Annotated in this window: 16 protein-coding genes; 4 read left to right on the top strand and 12 right to left on the bottom strand. The window is 63.2% G+C overall.

Translation table 11 applies throughout. The features are described 5' to 3' along the window. Positions 1 to 116: 116 nt before the first annotated feature. The 9 genes from LDN85_RS05470 to LDN85_RS05430 all read right to left on the bottom strand — a co-directional run bounded on the left by LDN85_RS05470 (position 117) and on the right by LDN85_RS05430 (position 14,423). The gene (locus LDN85_RS05470) at positions 117 to 2,054 is read right to left on the bottom strand and encodes a DUF5107 domain-containing protein (RefSeq protein ID WP_223944799.1); all 1,938 of its coding nucleotides are present in this window, start codon (positions 2,052 to 2,054) and stop codon (positions 117 to 119) included. Position 2,055: 1 nt separating this feature from the next. Then, positions 2,056 to 5,247, bottom strand: a complete 3,192-nt coding sequence (locus tag LDN85_RS05465; protein ID WP_223944798.1) for a glycoside hydrolase domain-containing protein — start codon at positions 5,245 to 5,247, stop codon at positions 2,056 to 2,058. Between the two features lie 175 nt (positions 5,248 to 5,422). Then, positions 5,423 to 6,187 carry a copper homeostasis protein CutC gene (locus LDN85_RS05460; RefSeq protein WP_223944797.1) on the bottom strand — a complete coding sequence of 255 codons (765 nt, stop codon included), beginning with the start codon at positions 6,185 to 6,187 and terminating at the stop codon, positions 5,423 to 5,425. 80 nt (positions 6,188 to 6,267) lie between these two features. Next, a complete protein-coding gene (locus LDN85_RS05455; RefSeq protein ID WP_091551047.1) occupies positions 6,268 to 6,684 on the bottom strand; it encodes a thioesterase family protein in 417 nt (138 codons plus the stop codon). A 56-nt stretch (positions 6,685 to 6,740) separates the two neighbouring features. Then, positions 6,741 to 8,819 (bottom strand): ABC transporter ATP-binding protein, encoded by a 2,079-nt coding sequence (locus LDN85_RS05450; protein ID WP_026543168.1) that lies wholly within the window; start codon positions 8,817 to 8,819, stop codon positions 6,741 to 6,743. Further along, positions 8,816 to 10,549, bottom strand: coding sequence for an ABC transporter ATP-binding protein (locus LDN85_RS05445; RefSeq protein WP_026543169.1), 1,734 nt, complete (start codon positions 10,547 to 10,549; stop codon positions 8,816 to 8,818). The genes LDN85_RS05450 and LDN85_RS05445 overlap by 4 nt, the downstream gene beginning before the upstream one ends. A 268-nt stretch (positions 10,550 to 10,817) precedes the next feature. Continuing rightward, complete coding sequence (locus LDN85_RS05440; protein ID WP_223944796.1) at positions 10,818 to 12,950, bottom strand: MFS transporter; 2,133 nt, start codon at positions 12,948 to 12,950, stop codon at positions 10,818 to 10,820. A gap of 8 nt (positions 12,951 to 12,958) precedes the next feature. After that, positions 12,959 to 13,441: a MarR family transcriptional regulator gene (locus LDN85_RS05435; protein WP_026543171.1), complete on the bottom strand. Its 483-nt coding sequence runs from the start codon at positions 13,439 to 13,441 to the stop codon at positions 12,959 to 12,961. An 82-nt stretch (positions 13,442 to 13,523) separates the two neighbouring features. Next, positions 13,524 to 14,423, bottom strand: a complete 900-nt coding sequence (locus LDN85_RS05430) for a LysR family transcriptional regulator (protein ID WP_026543172.1) — start codon at positions 14,421 to 14,423, stop codon at positions 13,524 to 13,526. Between the two features lie 95 nt (positions 14,424 to 14,518). Here LDN85_RS05430 and LDN85_RS05425 point away from each other — a divergent pair, with 95 nt between their 5' ends. Both LDN85_RS05425 and LDN85_RS05420 read left to right on the top strand, forming a co-directional pair. Further along, on the top strand, positions 14,519 to 15,547 hold the full coding sequence (locus LDN85_RS05425; RefSeq protein ID WP_223944795.1) for an MBL fold metallo-hydrolase: 1,029 nt from the start codon (positions 14,519 to 14,521) through the stop codon (positions 15,545 to 15,547). Between the two features lie 31 nt (positions 15,548 to 15,578). After that, on the top strand, positions 15,579 to 16,913 hold the full coding sequence (locus LDN85_RS05420; protein WP_026548084.1) for an MFS transporter: 1,335 nt from the start codon (positions 15,579 to 15,581) through the stop codon (positions 16,911 to 16,913). A 62-nt stretch (positions 16,914 to 16,975) separates the two neighbouring features. Here LDN85_RS05420 and LDN85_RS05415 read toward each other — a convergent pair whose 3' ends face one another. Together LDN85_RS05415 and speB are read right to left on the bottom strand one after the other, a co-directional pair. Then, positions 16,976 to 18,700, bottom strand: coding sequence for a thiamine pyrophosphate-binding protein (locus tag LDN85_RS05415; protein WP_223944794.1), 1,725 nt, complete (start codon positions 18,698 to 18,700; stop codon positions 16,976 to 16,978). Further along, positions 18,697 to 19,767: an agmatinase gene (speB, locus tag LDN85_RS05410; protein WP_026543176.1), complete on the bottom strand. Its 1,071-nt coding sequence runs from the start codon at positions 19,765 to 19,767 to the stop codon at positions 18,697 to 18,699. Before speB ends, LDN85_RS05415 begins: the two co-directional genes overlap by 4 nt. Before the next feature lie 221 nt (positions 19,768 to 19,988). On the opposite strand from speB, the gene LDN85_RS05405 reads away from it, so the two are divergent. Together LDN85_RS05405 and LDN85_RS05400 are read left to right on the top strand one after the other, a co-directional pair. Then, positions 19,989 to 21,962, top strand: coding sequence for an APC family permease (locus tag LDN85_RS05405; RefSeq protein ID WP_223944793.1), 1,974 nt, complete (start codon positions 19,989 to 19,991; stop codon positions 21,960 to 21,962). Positions 21,963 to 22,204: 242 nt separating this feature from the next. Further along, on the top strand, positions 22,205 to 23,047 hold the full coding sequence (locus LDN85_RS05400) for a DUF559 domain-containing protein (protein ID WP_223944792.1): 843 nt from the start codon (positions 22,205 to 22,207) through the stop codon (positions 23,045 to 23,047). Positions 23,048 to 23,138: 91 nt separating this feature from the next. On the opposite strand, the gene LDN85_RS05395 is transcribed toward LDN85_RS05400, so the two are convergent. Then, positions 23,139 to 23,714 (bottom strand): cupin domain-containing protein, encoded by a 576-nt coding sequence (locus LDN85_RS05395; RefSeq protein WP_024819844.1) that lies wholly within the window; start codon positions 23,712 to 23,714, stop codon positions 23,139 to 23,141. Between the last annotated feature and the right edge of the window lie 56 nt (positions 23,715 to 23,770).

The raw sequence follows: 23,770 nt of genomic DNA, 5'->3' as shown, positions 1-23,770 counted from the left end.
CGTCACCCGTCAAGGGGTGATCTTTGCTGGCCGCCCAATGTCTTCCACCTGGCCGCGGGGATAGCGCATTCCCACTGGAACCCACTATCCCCGGGACTTTTTATCCCTCGAAGGGACTAGTGCATGCCGAATTGGTAGCTGAACGGCACCGCCTCCCCCGGACAAACCTCCTGCCACAAGGCCGAGATCGCATCTTCGCCTTCGCGGAGGTCCGGAATCTCGACACCCTCGCGCAGGATCGCCGCTGCCCCGCCGGGGTTCCCCGTCCGTGCGAGCGCCAATGCCTTCAGGAACCGCAAACGTCCGACGCCGGGGCCCTCCTTGGGTGCGGTGTCGTTCAGTTCCAGCGCCATGGCCGGGTCGCCGTGCCGGATGCTCAGCGTGACAGCCTCGGTGAGCAAGGACGCGTTGGCGGGGTCGGCAGCCACACCCTTCCGAAGCCACGCGAGTCCTTCCGCTTCCTGTCCCCCAGCGAGCAACGCCAATCCCAGCCCCCGATGGGCAAGCGCCTTGGTCCGCGGCCTCACATCGTTGGCCGCCACTACCTCCCCATAGAGGGCTTCGGCCCCTTTCAGGTCCTGGCGGGCATGCTGGATGGTGGCCAAGTGGAAGCGCGCCTCCGGGCTGTCCTGACCTGCCAGCAAGTCCTCCCAGTCAGTACCGGCGACGAAGCTGGGCGCGCCGTCGAGCGCCTTTCCATGCAGCAGCCCCAGCCACGGTTCCTGCTCCCCCGTGATGCTTTCATCCACGAACGGTGTTCCACTCTCGTCCACCCAGCCTTTGCCGGTCCTCAGCCGCCGGGCCCGCTCCACCACGCCCCAGCCGCTGCCGTGCAGCAACATTTTCGACGGCGGGACGTCGGCATCGGCGATGGCTGCGGGAAGCATCGCCTCGAGTTCTTCGTGCGGCAGAAGCCCTTCCAAACGTTCGCCGGCGTGCGCCACCGCGGCGGCCCAATCATCACCGTGGGAGGTCCCGGGGTCCAGGTGTCCGTTCCCGTAGGCCTCCACCCACGCCCATTGCGCACCGGCAGGCATCACCAGGTGTTCAAACTGGGTCTGCGCAAGGCCGGCCTGGATTTCGGCGTACGGTCCGGCTCCGGGGCTCAACCATTCCTGCCACCGTTTCCCACCCTGGCCCTGGCCCCAGACGAAGAGCTTCTTTCCCCGCAGGAGTCCCGTTGACAGCATCGCCAGCCCATCGCCGTCGTCGTCCGCGGCCACAACCCAACGCCGTTCGGAGGGGTCGATGTCGAAGAAGAAGTCGGCCGCGTGAGGGCTGTTGACCAGCCACGTCCCGTCGTACCCCTCATGGCTGGTGGGCCGGACGCGGGTGATGTCCGTGGTGTAGTCACTGCCGAATGCTTCGTCCGCCGGGGCGATCACGCGGGTGCGCTCCGTTTCGGGGATGGCGGCGTTGCTCCACCAATACATGGGGACATCGTGGTCATTCGGGTTCCGCAGCCGGACGGCGGCGAACAGAACGGCTGAGTCTTCCGGCAACCAAATGTCCACCTGAAACACCACTTCCCTCAGCCGTTCAAACTCCCAGAGGCGAAGGATGTGCTTGCCGTCCTCGGTGTGGACGATTGCGGTGTGCAACGGATCGCAGCTGGTGGGCGAATGTCCACGGGTTCCGATGTTCCACTCAAGCCCACCGGCAAACCACGCCTTGCGCAGGGCAATATTGGCCAGCTGCGGAGCATTGTGGGTGTGGAGGAGCTGTTTGCCGGTGGCTTTGTCGAAAAGCTCCCAGATGCGGCCGCCCAGCGAAGGGATGACTGTCACCTTGAGTTTGCTGTTTTCAAGCACGACGGCGGGTACTTCCCTGGGTGCCGCCTCACGGCTGTACCCGTCCTGCATGAGATAGGGGTAGACGTTGGGCACCACTCCGTAGCGGGCCGACGCCTGGAGTTCCTCGGGCACGCCCTCACCCACGGTGTAGGGCTGATCAAGTTCGGCGGCCACCACGGGCAGGGGATTGAGCGGACCGGTTTCGGCCATGGTCAAGGTGATGGTGGTGACGGTGAGGTTGGAGCTCGCGGCAGTGTTCACGTCAGTATCCGATCGTCAGGAGGAGGCCGCGCTGCGGCTGGAGGGTGATGGCTTCGCCGGGGGCGTAGCTTGCTGCGGATTGGAATCCCGGAATGGCCGGGGCATGCACGGGGCCGGCGGCAGCGTGGTCGTCGTCGAAAATCAACGTCACCTGCTCAGTGTCCCCGGCCCATGACGCCAGCGCCACCACCAGTCCTTGAGCGGTCTCCCACGAGGTGGCAAGAACGTCCGGGTGGCTGGTCCGCACCGGCGCGTCCGGGTCCCAGAAGCCGCGCATTTGCGCGCCCTCCAGCCCTGTTTCTGCCCAGAAATCCCAGAGGGGACGGTTGTCGACGGCGGGTGCCCGGCCCGTCATGCCGAACACCATCCCACGCCACGGATTGCCGCCGCCTTCCAACATCTCCCCCATCAGCCCGAACGGGATTCCGGAGAGCTCCACCAGCCAGTAATCGGGACCGGTGGAGTCGTAGTCGAAATACTCCCCCAGCCAGAGCCTGTCCACATAGGGCAGCTGCTCCATGTACAGATTGGCGGAGGATGCGTAACCGTCATGTGTCGTGAACTGGTTGGCAGAGTGGAGGTCGATCTCCGGACCGTCCACGCCGCGGTCTTCGCAGGCCCGCTCCAGGACCTTGCGGACCCGGAGCATTGCATGCCGGTCATAAGCAATGTCATCCAGGTAGATGCCGTCAATCCCGTCCTCGCCGGAGGCCAGCTCCTGCAGGCTCCGCACGTAGAAGTTCTCCCACCGCGACTCGCCAGTGGTCACCACGGCGATGTCCTCCACATTGGGAGCAAACCAGGCGGACACATAGCCAGTGCCGGCATGCTCCTGCAACCAGATGTGCCCCTTGCCCGGGCCATCGCTGAAGATCTCATGGTCCAGGTGCAGCAACGGCAACAACACCGGGCTGTGGAAAGTGAGCTCCCTGACCGTGTTGTACACCTTGGCTTTGAGTCCGTGCCGGTGACACTCAGCCACATACCTACGGAGCCTGTCCTGCGTCAGTAACGGATCGTTGATGTATGGCGCCGGTGCCGTGGCGTGATGGACGTTGACCACCGTGGCTCCCGCCGCCTTGATGTCCGCAGGCTCCGCCGGTTGGTGGAAGTACCGCTTGGCGAGGTGGTTGCCGGGCTGGATGGGTTTGAACGGCGTCAGCAGCAGGCGGAAATCGAAGTCCAGGGGTTCATGGGCCGCCAGAGTTCGCGCGCCACTGTGCGCACGGACGGTCACTGTCCCCTCGTGGGTCCGAAGCTTGACCCCTCCCCGGACTGCGGTGCCGGAACCGGACACCTGGCGGTTGGCCCAGGACGACGGTTCCACCAGCGGCTTCCCGAGGTAGAAGTTGGTATTCAGTGGACGCTCGTAGTTGCCGTCCCGCAGTGCCAGCTGCATCCCCACATTCACGCTACCCAACCACAGCGCATCCTGGTTCCTCGCCGCAACGTCCCAGGTCCAATCCAGGGATTCCGGACGCCGCCCGCCCGGGACTCCCAAGCCCATCGCGAGCGGAACCGCAGCCTCATCAAACGCAAGCCGCAGGCCGACGTCGGGCACCTCCAGGGTTCCCAGGGACCTGAGGCGGAGTGAGTACGAGACCGCACCATCGGCCTCGAGGACGCCCTTCAGCTCCAGGCACAACACAGGGTTTCCGTCTATTGCGCCCATCCACGTGGACTGCCACGAGACCCTCCCGGGCCCCTCCTCCGTGAAGGTCAGCGGCGGGTGACTCCACTGGATACCGTCGATCTCCAGCAGCATCGGGCTAGTGAAAAGCCCGACGCCGGGACCGTCCGTTGCGGTCACGGCCGCGGTGAAGGTGGACGTCACCTGCGCCGGAAGCCCCGACTCCGTCAACTCCAGGACCCTGCCCCGGATCCCCAACGTCCTGCTGTCCCGGTCCAAGGTGATGGCGGTGAAAGGACGGACCAGCCCGGCATCCTGGGCCACACTGGAATCCAGCCAGGCCAGGCGCCGCAGGTAGCGCGGATCGCCGAAACCTCCCCCTGGCTGGTACTTGTCGCTTGCCGCAGCATCGTCGCTTGCAGTGGCCACATCGCTCGCAGCAGCCACATCGTGCGCCGCAGCAACCTTGTCCGCAGTGGCCACATCGCTTGCAGCAGCCACATCTCTTGCAGCAGCGTCGCGTGCAACAGCCACTTTGTTCCCAGCAGTAACGTCCAAGCAGACCTCAACAGCTTGGGCAGCGTGACCGGAGGCGGTGACTGTGACCACCGCTTCGTGGCGCCCTCCAGCACTGTCCTCGGGGACAGGCAGTAAGACGTAGAGTGCGCGCACCGTCCCAGCCCGAAGATCCAGAGTCCTTCGCCACGGCTTGCCGAACCGGTCCACGCCGTCGGTGTTGAGGCAGTGTCCGCCCGCCGGAGAGGCCACCTGCACTTCGACGCCTTCCAGGTCCTCCAGCGCGTACAACCCCAACTGGACTACATAGTCCTCCCCGCATTGGGCCAGCGCGTGAAAGTTTTGGGCCGGCCCCTTGATCACCCAGTGCGCCGGAAGCTCCCGCCGCGGGGAAAGGGGATTCAGCCGATCCTCCGGAAACAGCAGGAACGCCTTGCCGGCATGCCTGTTGTGCAGTTGTTCCAGCTCGTCCGCGCGGGCAGTGAAGTTCATCGGGGCAAACGAGTCGCGCTGGCTCGCGGACTCATAGCGAAGGACAGTTGCTTGGGGAATCGGGCCCTTGGCGGCCTGCCATGGCGAAGGCACGACGCCGGCCGCCCACCCGGGCTCCGCCGAGGGCCGGTACGGGAGGTACTCCGCCTGCGGATAGTGGGGTTTCCCCAGCATGGCGTACGGCAGGTAGTAGACGAAATAGAGCCCCGGACCATCCGTGGGCTCGAAAACGATGGTTCCCGCCTCCCGGGTGGCTTCTTCGACCACCACATTGCGGACCCGGGTCCCGCTTCTTTCCGAGATCACGATGACGTCCACCGATAATGGGTCCTGGTCTTGGCGACGCCATGGAATCAGGAGCCGGCGGGCGGGTACTTCGCCTTGCTCGTCCCGGTCCCGTTCCTGGACTTCAATCACGAACCGGTGGTTTCCATAGCGCAATTGGTCCCACGTCCCGATGCCGCATTCCACCTCCGGGTGGCCTGTTGTCCGCTTGCTTCCGGCAAGTGGGTGGGCGGGCATGACAACCGGTGAAACCGGCGTGGGCAGCGGCATCGCTGGGACTCCTGAAGGTAGCTTCCGGGATGTATTCACCGAGTTGGTGAATCCTTACATCATCCCGGCCTCCTGCGGCCCGGTAAAGGGTTATTGCGATGCGTACTTACTGGGATTCATACGGCGGGGCGCATGCCGTATCCATCCTTGGCTATGAATGCCGCACGCTCGGGCTTCAGATCCCGGCGTCCAGGTTGAGCGCGTTCACCATCGCTTTGGCGGCCCGGACCACTTCACGGTCTGTGACTGTGTAGGCGGTAGGATCGGCCCCGTCCTGGGCACCAAGGGAGATGGTTCCCTCCCCGGGGGTGGACACGGTCTTCTTGGCGGACAGATGGACGGCCGAGAGACCGGCGGCGTGCATGGCAGGGATGTCTTCGAGTGCCAGTCCCCCGCCAGCCATGATTTCCAAGGCGCCCGCTGCCCGCTCGACCATGTCCGACAAGGTTTGCAGCCCAGCGCCCGCGGTGGCCGCATGCCCGGAGGTCAGCACCCTGGTGAACCCCAGTTCCAGCAGCCGCTCCAGCGCAGCTATGGGGTCTTTGGACTGGTCGATGGCACGGTGGAAAGTCAGTTGCACTGCAGGGTTGGCCTCTTTGGCAGTGTCCACGAGCCGTTGGATCGCATGAACGTCCACTTCGCCTGAAGGCGTCAGAGCTCCGACCACCACTCCGTGGGCGCCCTGTGCCAGCAGATGGCGGATCTCATGGACCATGGTGTCCACATCCGATGCCGAGTATTGGAAATCTCCTGGCCTGGGACGTATCAAGGGATGGATTTCCAGGCGGCCATCGACGTGCTCCATGCTTGCCTCCATGAGCCCCTGGCTTGGAGTGATGCCACCAAGTTCCAGGCTGCTGCACAGTTCAACGCGGTGCGCCCCCTCGGAAGCGGCGGCACCTGCGCCGACGGCACTGACCACGGCAATTTCAAGTTTCATGCTGAAACTCTACGCGCAGTTTTTGTACAGGTAATGCCCCTAAGAAGGCTCCTTAAGGGCATCAACTGTACAAAAACTCGTCAGGCTTGATAGCGCCCGAGCTTTTCCTTTTGCTCCGGAGTGAGCCTGAGGACCCGTCCGGTGGCTTCAGCTACGAAGGCCAAATGAGTGGTGGCCTTGACGCAGTCTTCCCGGGTAACGGGATCCTTGATGACGTAGTGCAGATCGAAGCTTGCACCCTTGATCGCCCCCACCCAGATTTCCACAACGGCAGGAATGTTGCGGTAATCCAAGGTCCTGACGTACCGGACCTTGTGTTCGACCACAAGGGTCATGGTGCCTTCATCGACATCGTTGAACAGGGCAGCCGGCGGCTCTACGCCGGGAAGGCCTGCTCCGCGGGGTGGACCGAAGGCCGCAATACGGGCTTCCTCCAACATCCGGACGATCTGCACGTTGTTGATGTGCCCGTAGGCGTCCATGTCACCCCAGCGCATGGGTACTAAAACCTCCATGCGCCGGGGTGCCACGGACTCCGTCAGTGCTTCGGTGCTCAGCTGTGCACCGCCGTCGAATCGTCCACGGCGGTCTCTTCCTCACCCGCGAACTGGGACATGTACAGCCGGTAGTACGCGCCTTGGAGGGCGAGCAACCGGGCGTGGTTGCCCTGCTCGACGATCTTGCCGTTCTCCATGACAAGGATGGTATCGGCGTCCCGGATGGTGGAGAGCCGGTGCGCGATCACAAAGCTGGTCCGGTCCGTGCGGAGGGCAGCCATGGCCTTCTGCAGCAGCAACTCGGTGCGGGTATCCACGGAGCTGGTGGCTTCGTCCAGGATCAGCAGGGAAGGATCGGAAACGAACGCGCGGGCAATGGTGATGAGCTGCTTCTCACCGGCACTGACGTTGTTTCCTTCTTCATCAATGATCGTCTGGTAGCCGTCAGGCAGTGCACGGACGAACCGGTCCACATAGGTGGCCTTGGCTGCTTCCATGATCTGGTCCTCTGTGGCGTCCAGGTTGCCGTACTTGATGTTGTCGTAGATGGTCCCGCCGAAGAGCCAGGCATCCTGCAGCACCATGCCCACCTTGGACCGGAGCTCGGAACGGGTGAGGTCCTTGATGTCCACACCGTCCAAAGTGATCCGGCCGGCGTTGAGCTCGTAGAAACGCATGACGAGGTTTACCAGGGTGGTCTTGCCGGCACCTGTTGGTCCAACGATTGCAACGGTGTGCCCCGGTTCTGCAGCGAAGGACAGATCCTCAATGAGCGGCTTGTCCTCCACATAGCTGAACGAGACATGTTCGAACTCAACGTGGCCGTCGGTCTTGGCGGGCAGGTGGCGGGTGCCGTTCTCCTCTACCTCTTCCTCAGCGTCAAGGAACTCGAAGACACGCTCGGCTGAGGCTACGCCGGACTGGAGCATGTTCGCCATGCCGGCAATCTGCCCCAGCGGCTGGGTGAACTCACGGGAGTACTGGATGAATGCCGTGGCATCGCCCAGGCTCATGGAGCCCGAAGCCACCCGAAGGCCGCCTACCACTGCGATGCCTACATAGGACAGGTAGGACACAAAGTTCATGGCCGGGAAGATCACGCCGGAAACAAACTGCGCGCCGAAGGAGGCTTTGTAGAGTTCCTCGTTCTTCTCGTCAAAGCGCTCCAGCATGTCCGCGTCACGGCCGAACACCTTCACGAGGTCGTGCCCGGAGAACGATTCCTCGATCTGTCCGTTGAGGGTGCCGGTGTTCTTCCACTGTGCCGCGAAGAGCTTCTGGCTGCGCGCGCCGATGACACCTGCCACGATGCCGGAGAGCGGCAACGCGATCAGGGCGATCAAAGCCAGCTCCCAGGACACGATGAACATCATGACGGTGATGCCCAGGACGGTCAGCACGGAGCTGACCAGCTGAGCGAAAGCCTGCTGCAGGCCCTGCTGGACGTTGTCGACGTCGTTGGTAACGCGGGAGAGGATGTCACCACGCTGGCGGGTGTCGAAGTAGTTCAGCGGAAGCCGGTTCAGCTTCTTCTGGACATCGTTGCGGAGCTGCTTGATGACCCGCATGACGATCCGGTTGAGCAACCAGCCTTGGGCCCACAGGAAAATGTTGGCCACAAAGTACATCAGGAGCACGATCGAAATCAGGAACGTCAGCTTGGGGAAATCGATCCCGTTGGTGAGCTCCATCTTGGACACCATGTCCGCAAAGTTGCCTTGCCCCTGCTGGCGCATCAGCTCGACGAACTGTTCCTGGGAGACCCCTTCGGGGATCTGCTTGCCCATGACGCCACCGAAAATGACGTCCATGGCGTTGCCAAGGACCTTGGGGGCGATGACGTTGAGGACAACTGAGACCACCACGAGGCCGATCACGATGTACACGCCGACGCTCTCTGGCTTCAGCAGGCCCATGAGGCGCTTGGCCGAGGGCCAGAACGCCTTTGCTTTCTTGGCCGGAACATCGCCGAACATGCCGCCGTCGGCCTCCGAAGGAACGTATTCCTCTTCTACGAAGTCGTCGTCGTCCAGGACCTCTGTTGCCACCTCGGCCTCGGCTGTTGCCTTGGCATCCTTGGCGGCCTCGGCTTTGGCGGCCCAGCCACGCTTCTTCTGCTGGTTCTGCTCGCTCATGCCACTTCCTCCACGCTCAGCTGGGATTCAACGATTTCCTGGTACGTCGGTGACGTCTCCAGGAGTTCGTCGTGGGTACCGCGGTCAACGATGCGCCCGTTATCCAGCACAAGGATTTCGTCAGCATCCGCGATGGTGGAGACGCGCTGGGCCACAATGATGACCGTCGCATCCCGGGTTTTGGCCTTCAGGGCCTTCCGAAGCCGGGCGTCAGTGGCGACGTCCAAGGCGGAGAAAGAGTCGTCGAACAGGTAGACGTTGGGCTTGGTGACCAAGGCACGGGCGATGGAAAGCCTCTGGCGTTGTCCGCCGGAGACGTTGGTTCCGCCCTGGGCGATGCGTCGGTTCAAACCTGAGGACTTTTCCTCCACGAAACCCTTGGCCTGGGCTGTTTCCAGCGCGTCCCAGAGTTCCTCGTCGGTGGCATCGGGTTTGCCGAAGCGGAGGTTGTGCTCGATGGTTCCGGAGAAAAGGTAGGGCTTCTGCGGCACGGCCGATACTCGGCTGGTGATCTCCGAGGCATCCATGGCGGTGACAGGGACGCCGTCGAGCAGTACATCACCGGAGGCGACATCGTAAAGCCGCGGGAGCAGCGAGACCAGGGTGGTCTTGCCGGCACCCGTGGAACCGATGATGGCCAGGGTCTTGCCCGGCTCGGCAGTGAACGAGATATTGCTCAGCACGGGAGCCTCGGCTCCGGGGTACTTGAAGGTAACGTCGCGGAACTCCACCCGCCCCTTCTTCTCGGCCGGAACCACCGGCGCGCTGGGGTTATGGATGGAAGGCTCGACGTCGAGCACCTCGCCGATGCGGTCTGCACAGACAGAGGCGCGGGGAATCATCATGGCCATGAATGTGCCCATCATGACAGCCATCAGAATTTGCAGCAGGTACTGCAGGAACGCTGTCAGGGCGCCCACCTGCATCTCACCGGAGTCAACGCGCTGGCCACCGAACCACAAGACGGCGGCAGTCGAGAGGTGGAGGATCATCCCGATCGCCGGGAACATCAGGACGAACAGGTTGCCGATCTTTACGGACACGGCCGTGAGGTCTTCGTTGGCGTTGCCGAAGCGCTTGGCTTCGTGGGGTTCACGAACAAAAGCGCGGACCACGCGGATACCGATGATCTGTTCGCGCAGCACTCCGTTGATGGCGTCGATCTTGGTCTGCATGGAACGGAAGAGCGGCATGAGCCGGACCACAAGGTAACCCACCACGGCTACCAGGACAGGCACGGAAACCCATACAAGCCAGGAAAGGTTGAGGTCCTCGCGGAGGGCCATGATGATGCCGCCGATGCACATGATGGGCGTGGACACCATGAAGTTCAGGCCCATGAGGACCAGCATCTGAACCTGCTGGACATCGTTGGTTCCGCGGGTGATCAGCGTAGGGGCACCGAACTTGTTGACGTCCTGTGCAGAGAAGCTGCTGACCTGCCGGTACACGCTGCGGCGCAGGTCCCGGCCGATCGCCATGGCAACGCGGGAGCCGAAATACACGGCGATGATGGCAGCGAGCACCTGACCAAGGGCAACGGCGAGCATGAGCGCGCCCGTCTGCCAGATGAAGTCGGTATCGCCGCGGGAAACACCCTCGTCAATGATTTTGGCGTTGAGGCTGGGAAGGTAGAGCGTGGCGATGGTGGACGCCAACTGAAAGATCAGCACGGCCACAATCTGCGGCAAATACGGCTTGGAGTAGCGCCGTATAAGGGTGACAAGCATGCCCACGGGTCCTTAGAAAAAGTGCACGAATGAGATAAGAGAAAGTGTTGCAGCAAGGGCTGACAGTATTAGCCTCCCTACTCTACGAAATCCTTTGCTCCGGCGAAACAACTTACGGAAAAGATCATCCCAGCGGAGTATTTGCCGTGTCGCTGGTGCTCCCGCCGGTGCAGGAACATCGGGAGGCAGAGTCAACAAGGCGCCGGCTGGAATTCCAACCGGCGCCTTGTTTCCGCTGCTTCGAGCGGGGCAGTCATTTACTTCAGAATCACCCTGCGTGCTTGCCGTGGTCAGGCCGGGCATCCACGCCTTGCAGGAGCAGCAGCGCCATGCGCTCCTGCTGCCGGCGTTCGCGCTTCAGTTCCTTGCGGATGGCGGCAAGTTCCTCGGCAGTGTTGGCCTGCTGTTCGGCAATGGCCTGCTGTTCCCGCAACCTCGCCTGCAGTTCCACGTTGGCGCGGCTAAGCTGCAGTTGCTGTTCGGCCAGGACGTACTGCGTGCGGGACAACTGCTCCTGCACGTCTTTGACGTCGCTGGCAGCTTTGACGTCACTTGCCGCCTTGACGTCGCTTGCAGCGTGCGGGCGTTCCTGGGTAAGGATCCGGGCGAACTCAAGGTCGAGGTCGGATCCGGAATCCTGGCGTGGGGCAGGGTGTCCGGCTTTCGGAACCTGCCGTTCCCCCACCGGAAGCCCCTGCCCGGCACCCAAGGTACCGGCGTCGTCGTCGTGCGCTTTCATTCGGTCCTCTTTTACGGCGTCCAGGGAGGAGGTATCCAGAGACATCCCGGCATCGCCGGAAGCGGTCGCCATGAGTTCCTTCTCCGGTGCGGCGTCCACGGTCCGGCGCAGGGGGCGTTCCTTGATGAACAGCACTGCCAGAAGGGCCACGACGCTGATGATCGCGGAGATCAGGAAGATCTGGGCGGTCGCATCACCATAGGCAGCGCGCATGATGTCAGCGATGGGAGCAGGCATGTCGGCCAGGTCCATGCTGGCTCCGGAGCCGCCGCCCTGGATTGGAATACCGGCAGCTGCCATGCCCTCAACGGCCAGGTCCTTCACGTGGTTGGACATGATGGCACCCAGGACGGATACGCCGATCGCGCCACCCACCGAGCGGAAGAAGGCCACCGAAGCACTCGCGGTTCCAATATCCTTCGCCTGTACGGTGTTCTGGACAGCCAGGACCAGGTTCTGCATCAGCATGCCCAGGCCCAGGCCGAACACTCCGGTGTAGATGGCAACAATCCAGAGTTCAGTGGTGTGGTCCATGGTTCCGGCGAACGCGAGGCCGCCGATCAGGAGGACGGAGCCTGCAATCAGGAACCTCTTCCACTTACCGAAGCGGCTGATCAGGATACCGGAGGCGACCGAACCGATCAGGTTTCCGGCAATCATTGGCAGCGTCAGCAGGCCGGCTTCGGTGGGCGTGGCGCCGCGGGCTACCTGGAAATACTGGCCCAGGAAGGTGGAGGAACCGAACATGGCGATACCGACAGCAACGGAGGCAATGATGGCCAGGGCGGTGGTGCGCTCGGAGATGATCTTGAGCGGGATGATCGGCTGCGCCACTTTGGTCTCCACGAACACCAGGACGGCCAGCAGCGCTACACCGCCACCCACCATGAGGGCTGATTGCCAGGAGAACCAGTCGTAGTAGTCAGGGTTGCCGGCGAAGGAAACCCAGATGAGGAGCAGGCTGACGCCCGAGGTCAACAGGATGGAACCCAGCCAATCGATCTTGGCAGGACGCTTGATGTGCTCGATCTTAAGGGTCACCTGAAGCAGGATGAGCGCGACGACGGCCAGCGGCACGCAGACGAAGAACGTCCAGCGCCAGCCGAGGGGGCTGTCAACGATGAAGCCACCCAGCAGCGGGCCACCGGCAGTACCCACGGCCATGACGGCACCCATGTAACCGGAATACTTGCCGCGGTCGCGGGGCGGAATCATCGATCCGATGATGGCCTGGGCCAAGGCGGTGAGGCCACCCATGGCAACACCCTGGATGACGCGTGCGGTCAGCAGGAGTGGAATGGTTTCCGAGAGGCCGGCCATGACCGAACCGGCTACGAAGATGATGATGCTCAGCTGGACCAGGAGCTTCTTGTCGAAGAGGTCCGCGAGCTTGCCCCAGATGGGGGTGGTGGCCGCGTTCGCCAACAAGGCGGCCGTGATGACCCAGGCAAAATCGGTTTGCGTGCCCTTGAGCTCGGACATGATGGTGGGCAGCGCGTTGGCAACAATGGTGCTGCTGAGGATCGCGGTGAAGAAGGCCGCGAGGAGGCCCGTGAGGGCTTCCATGATCTGCCGGTGGGTCATGGGTGCTGCGGCTTTGATGGCCGCGGTGCTGACTGAGGCGTCCGCCGCCTTGGTGTTCTGAACTGCTGGTGTGGCCATGGTGGCTCCTAAGCTGTCTGGTGTGTTGTGGTGGAGCCGGCCGCCGTTGCCCGGATTGAGTCCTTGAGGGACTCTGTGAGTTTGTTGATGACCTGGGAGGCCTCGAGGGCGTCAGCCTCGCTCCAATCCGCCAGGTAATCCCGCAGTCTCACGCTGCGTTGTTCTTCAAATTCGCGCAGTTTCGCTGCCCCTTCGGGCGTCAAGGCAAGGAGTTGGGCCCTGCCGTCGGCCGGGTCCGGCCGCCTGACCACGAACCCCAGATCCTCCAACTCCGTGACGTGCCGGCTGAGGACCGGGGCGCTGACGCCCAGGCGCGTGGCCAGATGCGTAGCGCGGGTCTCCCCCTCGCCGATGAACCGCATGACGCCCTGAACTGCCATTCCGACGTCGGGAACGCGGGCCATGTGGGCGGTGACCACGCAGCGCAGGGTGCGTTGGAGATCGAAGATTTGATGCACAAGATCGGTTGCTGTGGCAGAACCGACGGACATGGAAAACACCCCTCTTTTTGTTTGCCTAAAGCAACTATAACCTAATTTGATTGCTTTGGGAAACTAAAGATGGCTCCGGGGTTCAGCCTGCCAGGTGAATCGCGGCTCCTATGACCTCATCCACCCGGCGCGCCCGCTTGATTCCAGGAGGGACGGCGGCAACAAGCCAACTCTCGGGAAGCTCATCCTTGATGGGCACCAGCGCAACCTTGGCGTCGGCATAAACAGGAGCCACTCCCGGCCATGCGTGGGTCACGGAAATCGCCCTCCCGCTGGCCACCACGCCGCGAATGGTCTGCGCCACCACACTTTTCCAGCGAACCCTCGGCTCGATCCCCGCCGCAAGGTACATAGCCGTAACGCGTTCGGCGCTCGGCGGCACGTTGAAGAGTATGACGTCCTCGTCCGCAAGATCCGCAAAGCTGAGCGACGCACTTCCCGCCAAGGGGTGGCCGGCCGCGAGCATGAACTGGGGACGCGACTCCACCACCTTGACGACGTCGACGCCGGGCACCACTTGCAGGGAGTAGACGAAGGCAAGGTCCAGCTCCCCCTCCCCTACAGCCTTCTGCAGGTCTTCGGCCGCGCCCTCCACAAAGTCGAGTTCCACCTCGGGCCACTTCTCGGCGAAGTAGCCAATAAGCTCCGGGATGACCCGGGGCGAAATGGCCACCATGCAGCCAATGGAGACCCGTCCGCGCATCTCCTCATGCGATCCCAGGAGCGCACCGCCCCGCAGGTCCGCAGTCTCCCTGAGGATCCGGCGCGCCCGCAGCCCCAGCTCGATTCCCGCCGCCGTCGGCTCCACACGCTTGGCGCGGGTCCGGATCAGCAGGTCCAGACCGAGGCTCTTCTCCAATTGGGCAATGGCCATGGACGCTGCGGCCTGGGAAATATTGCTTTCGCTCGCAGCCTTGGTGAGGGATCCGTGATCGAGGACGGCCACGAAGTACTCGAGCTGGCGCAGCGTGAACTCAGCCATCAGTCCTCCTTATGAACTTCTTTGAATTGATTGATTATACAAGTCACGTGAGCCCGGCCACACTTGAAGAAAGCCAAGAACTGCAAGGAGAAACAATGACGACGACGTCATCCCTGAAACCACACGTGATCACGCTGGGTACGGCCGGCGGCCCGCGTTGGTGGGCGGCAGCAGACTCCGGCGAGCGCACGGGAATCGCCACGGCCGTGGTGGTGGGAGACGCCTTCTACCTGGTCGATTTCGGCCAAGGTGCCGGACGCCGGCTCAGCCAATCCGGGCTCGAGCTTAAGGATCTTCGGGCGCTCTTCATCACGCACCTGCACTCGGACCACGTCTACGATCTCGCAGGCCTTGGCATTTTCGGACTGTATGCCCTCGCCGATCGGAGCGAAAACCCGGTCAAAATTATTGGGCCGGGCAACCGGGGCGAGTTGCCCCCGGTGTCGCCACGCGCCGTCGTCGAGCCTCTTCCGCTGGCGCCGGAGAATCCGACGCCAGGTACCCGGCAGATGTTCGAGCAATTGATGGCCGCCCACGCTACGGACCTCAATGACCGCATCCTGGACAGCCTCAGGCCCAGCCCGCTCGACATCTTCAACGCCCAAGATATCCAGGTACCGGCCGGGTCCGGGTACCACCCCAACAACAATCCGACGCCGGACATGGAACCGTTCGAGGTCTACCGCGACGAGCTGGTGATCGTAACGGCCATCCTGGTGGAACACCCACCGGTTGCTCCGGCGTTTGCCTTCCGCTTTGAGACCACCGAGGGCTCCGTGACTATTTCCGGCGACACCGCCTACACACAGAACATGATCACGTTGGCCCAGGACACGGACCTGCTGCTGCATGAGGCTATCGACTTCGCCTGGGTGGAATCGCTGTACGCGGACAAGACCGACGACGGCAGCCGGGCCGCCCGGGACCACCACTACAAGTCCCACACGAGCGTGCGCGAGGCAGCGAAACTGGCCGAAGCCGCAGGCGCCAGGCACCTCGCCCTGCATCACCTCGTACCCGGCTCGGCCGCCGCATCAGTTTGGCTCGAAGCCGTAGAACACTTCACCGGAACATTCACCGTCCCCAACGATCTCGACGTCATTCCGTTCGCCCGTCAGCGCTGATGAGCGAACCCTAACCACCGTGAGGAATCACATGAGCTCAGCATCACCGCAGGACACCCTGCCCGGAACTGCAACGGACACGCCCCAAGCCTCCATGAAGTCCAAGGACATGCGCCGCATCCTTGCCTCCAGCTTCATCGGCAGTGCCATCGAGTACTACGACTTCATGCTGTACGCCACGGCCGCCAGCCTGGTTTTCAACAAGGTGTTCTTCGCCAACCTGGGTCCTGGCTTCGCGCTCTTCGCCTCCTTTGTCACTCTCGCCGTCGGCTATGTTGCCCGCCCCCTTGGAGGCCTCATCTTCGGCCACTTCGGCGACAGGGTGGGCCGAAAGAAGATGCTGGTTCTCTCCATGCTCATCATGGGTTTCGGGACCACGATGATCGGTTTGTTGCCAACCACGGCCCAGATCGGCATTGCCGCGCCCATTGCGCTGGTGGCACTGCGCCTGGTTCAGGGCGTCGCGGTTGGCGGCGAGTGGGGTGGCGCTGCATTGATGGCCATAGAGCATGCGCCCAAGAAGCACCGTGGATTCGCGGCAGCTTTCGCCAATGCCGGCGGCCCGGCGGGAGCAATCCTGGGCACGCTCGCGTTGTCCCTGTTCGCAGCGCTCTCCGGCGAGGACTTCCTGGCCTGGGGTTGGCGCGTGCCGTTCCTGCTCAGTGCCGCGCTGATCGCCGTCGGCATGGTCATTCGCCTCAAAGTCTCCGAGACTCCTGCTTTCCAGAAACTTGAAGCAGAAGGAGCCAAACGGCGGGTGCCCCTTCTTGACGTCCTCAAGAACAACCGCCGCGCCGTGGTACTCGGATTGCTCGCAACCACAGCGTTCTATGTGTGCCAGTCGATGACTACCGTGTGGGGTGTATCGGTTGCCGTGGAAAACGGCGCCGACAAGAACGGCATCCTGAACATCAAGGCGTTCGCGGCACTGTTGACCTTGATTATCTGCTTCTACTCGGCACGCCTCAGCGACAGGATCGGCCGACGCCGTGTCCTCATTGGAGCGTCGCTGCTGGGCGCCGTCCTGGCTTACCCCATCCTGGTGCTCATCAACAACGGCGAACTGTGGGCATTTGCCCTCGCCATCGTGCTGGGCAATGGCCTCGTGCAAGGTTTCCTCTACGGACCTATTGCTGCCTACGTTGCAGAACAGTTCCCCACCCGCAACCGTTACACGGGCGCTTCGCTGGCGTATCAAGGTGCCTCGATGATTGGTGCCGGTTTTACTCCCATGATCGTCGCCGGCCTAAGCCTCGCGACCGGTGGTGGCCTGTGGCTTATTGCAGTGTTCTGGATCGCTGCGATGCTTGCGGCGGTTGTTGCCGTGAAACTCACACCGGAGGGCACCGAGCGCGAACTCGACTGAGTGTCAGGATAAAAGCCAGCCCCCGCACGGATCACCGTGCGGGGGCTGGCTGAACTGCGTGTCTAGTCGTCCAAATGCGTGGGGCCGAACATCTTCAAAAGCGTTTCAACCACGACGACGTTGGGTCCGTCCGCTGCAAAGGACGCCTTCAGCGCGTCCCCCACTTCCTCCGGGGCAACCCGGCGGGCCGGGACACCGAAGGACTCGGCAAGCTTGACGAAGTCCGGGCGGGCAAGCTCGGTGGCCGTGGCCTGGCCGAAAGCCCCCACCATGTATTCGCGCAGGATGCCGTAGCCGCCGTCGTCCACGATCAACCAGGTGACCGGGACGTTGTGCTGCTTGGCGGTGGCGAGTTCGGAGATGGAGTACATGGAGGAACCGTCGCCGGAAACTGCAAGCACACGTGAAGAACCGTTGAGTTTGCCGGTCGTTTCCAACCCCACGGCACCGCCGATTGCTGCCGGGAAGCCGTAGCCGAGGCCACCGGCGCCCTGTGCGGAGTGGAACTGGCCCTGCCGGGCGTCCCAGCAGCTCCAGCCCCAGTACGCGGAGATGGTCATGTCCCAGAACGTCTGCATGTCAGCCGGTACGGCCTCGCGGATGTCGGCCATGAACTTCAGTTCCTTGGCCAGGTCCTGTGATTCCAGGCGTGCCTTGACCTTGGCCAGGGATTCCTTGACCACGTCTTCCGGGCTGCTGCCATGCCAATCCCGCTTGGTTGCCTCCGAAGCCCCTGCTGCTGCGAGGGCTTCGTCCAGGGCTGCCAGTGCCTGGCCGGCGTCGGCACGAATGCCCAGGCCTGGCCGGTTGGATTCGAGGACCCGCGGCTCGGCGTCGATCTGGATGATCCGGCCGCGAGGCTCGAACGTGAAGTAGTTCGAGGTCACTTCACCCAGGGATGAGCCGATCACGATCAGCACGTCGGCGTCTTCAAGGACGTCGGTCATATACCGGTCTTCGATCCACGACTGCAAGGACAACTCGTGGGTCCACGGGAACGCACCGTTGCCACCGGGAGTGCAAATGACCGGGGCGCGAAGCTGCTCGGCGATCGAGAGCAGCGACTTCTCAGCCCGGCCACGGCGCGTACCGCCACCTGCGATGATCGCGGGACGTTCCGCCGTCGAAAGCCACTTCACGGCCTCGCGGATCAACTCCACGCGGGGCGGGTTGTCGAATGCCTCGGCGAGGGCGTCTTCAACCGGGGGGACCATGATCGGATCCAGCAGGACGTTCTGCGGAATTTCGATCCAGACCGGGCCCTGCGGCGAGGAAATCGCTTCGGTCCAGGCGTCCTGGATGGCCGACGGAATGCCGGAGGCGTGCTGGATCAGCCGCTGGCTCTTGGTGACGTTGGCCGCCGAGGCCTTCTGGTCATCGAGCTGGTGCAGCATGCCTTTGCGGCGTGCGCCCAGGCCGTCGAGCGGGATCTGGCTGGCCACAACCACCATGGGAACACCCGTGGCGTAAGCCTCCTGCAAACCGGCAAGGGAGGTCAGGGCGCCGGGGCCTGTGGACAGGAACAGCACTCCCACTTCGCCGGTGGCGCGGGAGTACCCGTCAGCTGCGAATGCGGAGTTGTTTTCCACTCGGGAGGAGACGAAGTGCAGGTTGCCGCGGCCCATCGCGTCGAAAAGACCCAACGCGTGCTGGCCCGGAATACCGAACACGGTCTTCGCGCCCAGCGCCTCGAGGGTCTCGACGACGAGGTCCCCGCCGTTGCGCTGATTGGTGCCAGCGTCCCCACCTGCAGCAGCGGCTGCCGTGCCGGGGTCGAAATCGATCATCGCTGATCCCCGGCCGCTCCCGTTGCCTGCGCGATTTCTGCAATGCGTGCGCCAAGAGCCTGCTGTGCATAGCCGTTCGGAGCGCCGTGGCGATCCCCTTCAACGGCGTTGTCCGCCATGAGGGTTACCAGTTCATAGGCCACGTGGCTGCCTGCAACGCCGGTGATTTCAGCGTGGTCGTATGCGGGGGCGACTTCCACGACGTCCGCGCCAACGAGGTTCATGCCACGGAAACCGCGGATGATTTCCAGGAGCTCGCGGCTGGTGATGCCACCGGCTTCAGGGGTGCCGGTTCCCGGGGCGTGTGCCGGATCCAGGACGTCGATGTCCACCGAGATGTACAGCGGACGGTTGCCGATGCGGTCCCGGATCTTTGCAACCGTCTCCAGGACACCCTGGTAGTAGACATCAGCGGAGGTGACAATGCCGAAGCCGAAGCGGTGGTCGTCGTCGAGGTCCTTTTTACCGTACAGCGGGCCACGAGTACCCACGTGGCTGATGGCTTCGGTGTCCAGGATGCCTTCCTCGACTGCGCGGCGGAACGGTGTCCCGTGTGTGTACTCGGCGCCGAAGTAGGTGTCCCAGGTGTCCAGGTGGGCGTCGAAGTGGAGCATGGCGATGGGTTCACCGGCACGCTCTGCTGCTGCGCGGAGGAGCGGCAAGGCAATGGTGTGGTCACCACCAAGGGTGACCAGCTTGCTGCCGTTGGCCGTGAGGTCCATGGCGTTCTGCTGGATGGTCTCGATGGCTTCGTTGATGTTGAACGGGTTGACGGCCATGTCACCGGCGTCGGCGACCTGGACGTTCTCGAACGGGCTGACGTCCCAGGCGGGATTGTACGGGCGCAGCAGACGGCTGGCCTCGCGTACGTGGTTGGCGCCGAAGCGCGCACCGGGGCGGTACGAAACGCCGGAGTCGAAGGGGACGCCAACAACAGTGACGTCGGCCTTGGAGACCTGGTCCAGGCGGGGCAGGCGGGCATAGGTGGCGGCACCGGCATAACGCGGGATGCGGGATGAATCGATGGGACCAAGGTTGCCGTTGGCCTCAATACGGAGCTCTTCCAAAATGCGCCACTCCTTAGTGGATAGCTGGGATGACTGTGACACCCATCATACACTCAAAGTTGTCTAATATGCATCACTTGTTTACACATCTGATTTGAAGGCGGGCGTCATGAGATGCCCGTCACAGCAGGCGTAAAGATTCCATAAAAACCGGGGTCCCGGCGTCGAAAGCGGTCATACGCTCCTTTCGGAAGCAGCACAGTGCTGCACGAAAGGACACAGTGACCACCTTGTCGAGGCCTCCGGCCGATCCGGCCAACCGGCCGAAGAATTCCTTCCAGCTCAAGCCCTGGCTGCTGGAGGGAATGCCGGACACCTCGGGCAAGAGGCAGGGCCCCCACGGCCGCCCCTCGGACTCCCATAAGCCGCAAGCCTGGTGGAAGGTCATGTGCCTCACCGGCCTGGACTACTTCTCCACCCTGGGCTACCAGCCCGCCATTGCCGCGCTTGCCGCCGGGCTGCTCTCCCCCTTGGCCACCCTCCTCCTGGTGTTGGCGACCCTGGCCGGCGCCCTGCCCGTTTACCGACGCGTGGCTAAGGAAAGTCCCCGCGGAGAAGGCTCCATCGCGATGCTGGAGCGGCTCCTCCCCCGCTGGGGCGGCAAGCTCTTCGTCCTGGCCCTCCTGGGGTTCGCCGCAACGGACTTCATGATCACCATCACCCTTTCGGCAGCCGACGCCACGGCCCACTTGATCGAGAACCCCTTCGCCCCGCACTTTTTGGAAGGTCAGCAGGTGGTCATCACGCTTGCCTTGATCGCCGGGCTCGGTGTGGTCTTCCTGCGCGGATTCAAGGAAGCCATCAACGTGGCCGTAGTCCTCGTGGCCGCATTCCTGGCCCTGAACCTGGTGGTCATCCTCGTGTCCATCAGCCACCTCTTTACTGAGGCACGCGTCATTTCGGACTGGTGGAGCGCCCTCACCACGTCCCACGGCGATCCGATCATGATGGTTGCGCTGGCCCTCCTGGTCTTCCCGCGCCTGGCACTGGGACTCTCCGGATTCGAAACCGGCGTGGCCGTCATGCCGCAGATCAAGGGCCACCCTGCAGACACCGAAGCAAACCCCGCAGGGCGGATCAAGGGTGCCCACAAACTGCTCACCACCGCAGCAATCATCATGAGCACCTTCCTCATCACTTCCAGCTTCACCACGATCATGCTGATCCCGGCAGCCGAATTCCAGGAAGGCGGCAAAGCGGAGGGACGCGCCCTCGCCTACCTTGCCCACAAGTTCCTCGGCGACGGCTTCGGCACCGTTTACGACATCAGCACCATCGCCATCCTCTGGTTCGCCGGAGCATCTGCCATGGCCGGACTGCTGAACCTGGTCCCCCGCTACCTGCCGCGCTACGGAATGGCTCCGGCGTGGGCCAGGGCGCTGCGCCCATTGGTCCTGGTGTTTACGGTCATCGCGTTCATCGTCACCGTCATCTTCAAAGCCGACGTCAACGCCCAGGGCGGCGCCTACGCCACAGGCGTGCTGGTCCTGATCACGTCCGCATCCATCGCTGTCACCCTGTCCGCCCGCCGGAAGAAGCAACGGGGCCAAGTCATTGGCTTCGGGATCATCTCCCTGGTTTTCGTCTACACCACGGTGGTGAACTCGATCGAGCGTCCCGACGGCCTGAAAATCGCGGCGCTCTTCATCCTGGGCATCATGGTGGTCAGCTTCATATCCCGCATGAGGCGCGCTTTCGAACTCCGGGCAACCCACATCAAGATGGACGAGAAAGCCTTGGAATTCACCGCCAACGCTTCCGAAGGGCCGGTCCGGATCATCGCCCATGAACCAAAACACCTCAGCGCCAGCCGGTACCGCGAGAAGCTCCAGCACGCCCAAGAGGCAAGCCACTTACCTGTCGATTGCGACGCCGTCTTTCTTGAAGTGATCGTGGACGACAGTTCGGACTTCGAACAGGAACTTAAGGTGGTCGGCAAGACGCGGCACGGCTTCAAGATCCTTGAAGTGCACAGCAACAACGTTCCCAATACCGTTGCCGCAGTGCTGCTCCACATCCGCGACGTCACTGGGTTCATGCCGCACATCTACTTCCGCTGGACCGAGGGCAACCCGATCTCCAACCTCAGCAAATTCCTGTTCTTCGGGGAAGGCGAGATTGCCCCGGTGACCCGTGAAGTGCTGCGGGAGGCAGAGCCGGACATCACCCGCCGGCCTTGGGTGCACGTCGGCTGACCGCTCCCACCCTCGCCGCGTTCCTCCCCACTTCCTGGCGGGAGCGGGGAGCATGGATCCCGGATTCCCGTGTCCAGGGATCAGCCTTGGGCCTCCCGCGCCGAGGCAACCGGGAAGGAACGCACCCACCACCCGAGGCAACCGGGAAGGAACGCACCACAAATCCGGAAAGCCTCCCGGGTTACCCACATACGGGCACCCCGGCATTCCCTGGGCCCCCTCAGTCCCGGTGGACTTGCTGGATGGATGCTCTCCAGTACCTCCAAAAAGTAGGCGGCGTGGCCCGGACCGGGCAACTCCTGGCCGCAGGCTACTCTCGTACGGACGTTGCCCGGCTGCCCACCCAGGGAGCCGGGCAACCGCGCCGTGGCGTCTTCATGCTCAAGGACTGCAGGGCGGAATTTGCCGCGGCGATCCGGAACAACGCCAAAGTGACGTGCGCGAGCGCCGCCGGCCACTACGGCCTGTGGCTCAGGAGGCCGCCCGAACGGCACCACTTGGCGTGTAACCACGGCCATGGATCAGGTTTCGTGCGGCACCGGACCGTGAGGTTCGACGGCGATCCAACACTTCCCGTCGCGGGCGTGGAGGATGCCGTGATTCACTCGCTCGGATGCCTCGAGCCCAACGCCGCAGCAGCAATGGCGGTTTCGGCTGTTCGGCTTCACGGAGTGCCCTTGGCCCTGCTGCGGGAGGAACTCTCTGCAGACAAGTCGCGGCCGGCTCTGGTGATCCTTCAAGAACTCGATCTGCGGGCCGAATCCATCGTGGAAGTTGACGCCCAGTACCTGTTCAAAGCCCACGGGATTGGCTATGACGCCCAGGTGCAACTCCCAGGCATCGGCCGCGTGGACTTCCTGATCGAAGGAATGCTCATTGTGGAGGTGGACGGCTTCGCTTTCCATGCGGACCGGGCTTCCCTGCGCCGGGACCTGTTCCGGAACAACGCGTCCACACTCAAGGGATTCTCTGTCCTTCGCTATCCGCCGGAGGCAATCTGGTACGAACCGGGCCGGGTTATTGCGGAAATCCGGGCAGTCTTGAAAAGGCTTCGCGACGTTCCTCCCCGGTTCGTCAGCAGCTGAATCGAACCTACCCCCGGCAGTGGCAAGGGCAAGGAGAACCACAGCTCCGAAAATTCGGGGTAACCGGGAAGGAGCGCCGTGGCTCGGGGACCTACCGGCTCGCCGCTGGCACCAAAACCCAGAGCACCTCGACGGTCTCGTCCGTGGGGTTGATCCACGTGTGGGGTTCACGGCCGGGGAAGGAGAGCGTGTCCCCTTCTTCGAGGTCGTACTCCTCGTTGGTCAGAATCAGCTTGATGCGGCCTTTGACCACATGCAGGACATCCACATCGCAATCCACGGCGTAGAGCTCGTTTTCCCCACGGCCCCGAGGTTCGATGGTGGCCTGCAGAATCTGGAGGCGGCGCTCCGAACGTGCCGTCAGCAACCGCTCCACGATGCCTTGGCCACCCAGGGAGATGCGGGGGCCGTCGTCGCGCTTGGTCAGGTGCGTTTCCGGGGCGGCGAACAAGTCGCCAACCGAGACCGACAACACCTGGCACAGGGTGACCAGGGAAGCGACCGACGGCGATGTCAGATCGCGCTCCACACGGCTGAGGAAGCCCTTGGTCAGCCCGGTAGCGTCCGCCACTTGCTCGATGGTGAGTCGCTGCGCCTGCCGGGCTGCGCGGATTCTGGAACCGATGGCAACGGGTACATTGCTCGGTTCAACGGGGAGAGCCTTCATTCACGAACCTTTCAGGCCTGTCATGTGGCCCTGTCATTGGAGCAATAGTAGCCGGG

Source organism: Arthrobacter sp. StoSoilB20, assembly GCF_019977295.1.
GTDB classification, from domain to species: domain Bacteria; phylum Actinomycetota; class Actinomycetes; order Actinomycetales; family Micrococcaceae; genus Arthrobacter; species Arthrobacter nicotinovorans_A.
The sequence above is the reverse complement of the archived record's forward strand: the minus strand, read 5'-3'. Positions and strand labels throughout refer to the sequence as shown.